Raw genomic sequence first — 4,312 nt, 5'->3', positions numbered from 1 at the left:
AAGAGGCGGGAATATAAGGCAGCCCCTCTTTGTTCGTAACCGTGAACAGATCAACACCGCCGATTTCAAACGTTGCCGGAGAACCGCCAATGAAGAGATTGGAGCGAGTTGTTACTTTTACTGTAATCTTCTTCTCTGTAATCTTCTCTGTATCCATGTTCTATTGCCTCCTGGCTATTTCGAGTATGCTGGATGTACTCTTAATTGAATCAATTGCTCTCGTAATTGGTAAAAGATTAGCAACGAGTCGATGTATTCCGATTTCCACATCTGCTGGCTTCGAGCCATCCGCAGAAATGTTTCTTTATCAAAATACAGCCCGGGTGGAGCCTTATGCTCCTCTCGACGTAAATGCTCAATGGTAATAATATCCTCTTTCTGCTGAGGATTCGTTGCCTCGATCATCTCAGCCACCCGTTGAATGTCATTCATTCCTTTGAAGCGATGCAACAAAGAGTTCGATAAACGCAGAGTACGATACACTTCAACCTCTGTTTCTTTTCGGATGCCCCCACCTCGTTTACTCCCAGCATCAGACAATGGAGTATATCTGGCATACTCTACAAAAATCTCCCGAAACACTTCACGATCCTTCCATCCCCCAAGGTTTTGATCGAACAGGTAACGTAATGTTTTGTTAAACACCGTACTTCTCACCCGTTTAATATCAAAATCATTCTCAACAGATCGAGTCTTCTTCTGGACAATCTTGAACCGAGGATCGGAAAATAGCAGCAATAACCGAACATACTTTTCAAGTTGCCGGCGTTGATCCATGTCGAAGGACAGCTTTCCTCCTTTGCTTGTCTTTCCCGACTTCGTAGTTTTAACAACCACTTGCTTCAGCATAGATTCAAGAATAAGCAACTCCGACTCTCTGAGTTTGCGGTTATTACTATTCAGATATTGCGGAATCACATGGTACAGCACAGCATTGCTATATTTCACAAGGTTATTGCAAACGTCAGGATCTGTAATTTTGTTCAGAAGCCCGTAGAAAAAGTGATGCGCAGCAAAACCTTCCTCCATGGCATCCTGAAGCCGTTTGACTTGTGTAACGAAGTGCTTCCAATTGTTCTTTTCCGCATGAAATTCCTTGAATTTTTGCTCCGGCGTATCTTTACTCTTGGTTGGTTTCAAGCGCCCTGAGCTGTCTGATGCCAGATCATAACGATAAAGCACATACTCGTTAATACTGATCCTCATACAGGACAGCGGAACAACTCCTGCAACAGCCACCATGCTTGGTGCTTTCTTGGCAAAATCAAGCTGTTTCTGAACCCTCTCATAGTAGTACCGGATTGGTTCACGGTTGAATGTAAAATCAATACCAATGCTCATGGACAATGGTTGAAGTCCTGTTTCCCTCTTGCGGTTAATTTGTTCAATTTCTCCATTAATCTGCTTCAAAATATCTTTACACAGATTAACCCCATCCACGAGCTTGGAGGTCGGCACAGCAAAGAAAATATCATCCCCCGCAATATACAGCGGGTACAGCCTGAATTCGGGATCATTTCTTTTAAATTGTTTTACCCTGTCATGCAAGTATTCCAGACATATGTATTTCGAAAGCAGTTCGCTTACCTGCTTATAAGTCTCATGACTGTCTAATTGCTTAAAAAGTTCCCCCATCCCGTCCAAGTCAGCCTTAATGACTGCAACCCTGAAATGATTATCGTTGTTCTCATCCTGTTTCGAATACAAGTCATTAATCGTATTAGTGAATGCACTAAAAACATTCGTTACCGATGACGTCGTCAAACCCCGTTTTTGTTCTCTCTCAGGTGATGAATGAAACATAAACAACAATTCGCGATTCTGTGCAATGATCGAGTTAAAACAAGCTTTCTCTCTCAGCCGCTTCTTGCTTTCTTTAATCGCCTGCAATGGCGTGTTGTTTTTTAAATCGGTCTGCTTGAAATACACATACTTCATGAAGAGCTGCCCGCTCAATTTCTTATAATACGTTTCAAATATTCCATTGAGATTCTTAACAATTTGATCCTCCGGAAGCGAAGTTACAAACACACACATGCCGGAACATTTTAGCAACTCTTCGTCAATATGCTTGGCAAATGGACCCCTCTCTCCCTCCATTCCAATATCCTGATAGAACTGATCTGAAATTAATCTGGAAGATTCTATGATCGTGTTCAAAGTCCCGTTATTACTTTGTTTCTCCTGTATCTGCGCTTGGAGCACATAATATAAGAAGGACTGCACCTTGTCCATCGACACAGCTATCACGTATGAGCTCATCGGAATTCATTCCTTTCCTTTTCGGTCAAATAAATCTACATATGCTCGATGCGGAAATAAAATAGGATTATTGATTAGCATTAATAGCTGATTAAATTGGAAATTAAAGGTTAATAGTGAAATGCTTTGACCATTCTGATCGCGTACCTTGTAGTTTTCAAGTGAAATTTCATCAAGTATTTTTGATGTTTGCTTTTCCAACTCTGCATCCATCGTGAATTCATGAAAATTAAGACTCTTGAACCAGGAGAACAACGTATCATCCGCATTACACTCAATCTCAATACGTTCATTTCCCCCTTTTTTCCTGGAGGCGAGCAATGTAAAATCAAAATGCCGCTTGATGTCATCCCCACAATTTTCCTTCAAGGCACACAATATACGGATGGGACGAGTAGATTTTTGCGTTTTAACAGCTTCCATAAAAACACCCAATGCAAAGCGAGCGATAGATTGCCCCGAGGTTTTCAAAGACGTGATGCTTTCTGCCCATTTTTCAATGGTACTTTCTTCAAGCCGCTGGCTCTTGCATTCTATAACTGCCGCAATGGCTTCGATTGGAACAAACTTGATGCGGCCATAGCGGAAGATATAAGGTGTATACGTTTCATCCAAAATAGCAAAATCTACTTCCTTGGACACACCACCCTGAGAATCAATAATGAATACCGATTGCTCAATGACAAATTTCTTGGGAATAATCATTTCAAACAATTGCGACCAGATCAGCTCTCTCTCAGAGCCAACCGTCGTTCCATGCAAATCGTGCTTCATGTAGAGCTGGTTGACAATAGATTTTTCCACTTGAATATAATTTTCTGTAACATTTTTAATCATCTTCTCTTTCTTCTCATCAAATGATAATTCCCTCGTCACGCCTTAACACTCCTTCGCTTATAAATAACGTTGTACAGCTATTAATAGTATAACAGTTTTCCTGAAAATTCCATATAAAAAATACAACCTAAGCCTTAGCCCAAATTGCATTTTTCGTTATTCCTATGAAATTTAGTTTGCAGGTACAACAATCACTACCGATCAAAGCTTACAGATCACGTAGAAGTTCAGCCATCCAATATTCAAGAATCTATTGCTAAAAGGTTGTAAAATCACATCACATTGACCTATAGACTACATCCATTTGTCCGCAGCCAAGAGTAGAATTCCTGCCGATATGTAATACACGTGCAGCGTTCAACCAAGGCGTAAAGGGAGAAAGCTCTCCCTCAAAAGTTAGTGTACCCAACATGCCGCTCCAATCAACGGATTCCTTTTTTCGATTCGAGTATCGGTGCATCTGGTTCAAATACAACGCGGCAGACACGGCTCGAACATGGCTCGCAAGTTCACATGCCTTCATGGATATATCCGTGTTCATGTAACCTCCATAACGCTCGGTCAACGTCTGAATTCTCCTCGTAATACTCCGAATGATGGTAGGAAAATTAATCTCCTGCACCAGCGCCCCACCTCGCCGAATGCGAACAGGGGTCACCATATGGATAGAGCACCAGGAAGCATGATCTTGCAGAGCATGAACAGAAATGTTTTCTGGTGTAGCCGCGTTCATATCTAATTGTCCTTGTTTCCAAATCAATCCATACTGATTACCATGCAAAATGTCTGTCAGTTCGAAAATCTTTCGTTCCGCTCCAATCCCGAATCTCTGTACTTGAGCCAACGAAGTCACTAAATGCCTAGCATAATGAATCGCATCTCCTAACAACACTAATTTGAAGCATAACTGATCCCCTGTATAGTATACAGACTTTGGCCTAGGCGGCTCAATGATATAAGGGTTGACAATGTCCTGTTTAGCTCCACCTAATCGGCGATTCTCGAATAAGTACGCATATGATTCCGAATGTTGAAGTAGCGCCCATCCTGTCACTCCATGAAGCGTTGAGCCGAGAAAAGCAGGAAATCGTGTCGTTTCCTTACATTCCAGTCGAATAAGTAACGGTAAGTATTCCAGTGAAAAAATAGGTGCTTGTCTATTCATAATTTACTCCAAATCCAATTTAGTTAAACAAGGTGTGACCGAATCTTT

Annotated in this window: 3 protein-coding genes; all 3 read right to left on the bottom strand. The window is 41.4% G+C overall.

Annotated elements, in window-relative coordinates:
• Positions 1-174 precede the first annotated feature (174 nt).
• The 3 genes from C1I60_RS17175 to cas6 all read right to left on the bottom strand — a co-directional run bounded on the left by C1I60_RS17175 (position 175) and on the right by cas6 (position 4,264).
• Positions 175-2,262, bottom strand: coding sequence for a Cas10/Cmr2 second palm domain-containing protein (locus C1I60_RS17175; RefSeq protein WP_170970834.1), 2,088 nt, complete (start codon positions 2,260-2,262; stop codon positions 175-177).
• A 6-nt stretch (positions 2,263-2,268) separates the two neighbouring features.
• On the bottom strand, positions 2,269-3,138 hold the full coding sequence (locus C1I60_RS17170; RefSeq protein WP_252361757.1) for a DUF6602 domain-containing protein: 870 nt from the start codon (positions 3,136-3,138) through the stop codon (positions 2,269-2,271).
• Between the two features lie 238 nt (positions 3,139-3,376).
• Entirely contained in the window at positions 3,377-4,264 is an 888-nt protein-coding gene (gene cas6, locus C1I60_RS17165) for a CRISPR system precrRNA processing endoribonuclease RAMP protein Cas6 (RefSeq protein WP_137062835.1), read from the bottom strand.
• Positions 4,265-4,312 lie beyond the last annotated feature (48 nt).

This window comes from Paenibacillus terrae (assembly GCF_005217525.1).
GTDB lineage: Bacteria > Bacillota > Bacilli > Paenibacillales > Paenibacillaceae > Paenibacillus > Paenibacillus terrae_C.
The sequence above is the reverse complement of the archived record's forward strand: the minus strand, read 5'-3'. Positions and strand labels throughout refer to the sequence as shown.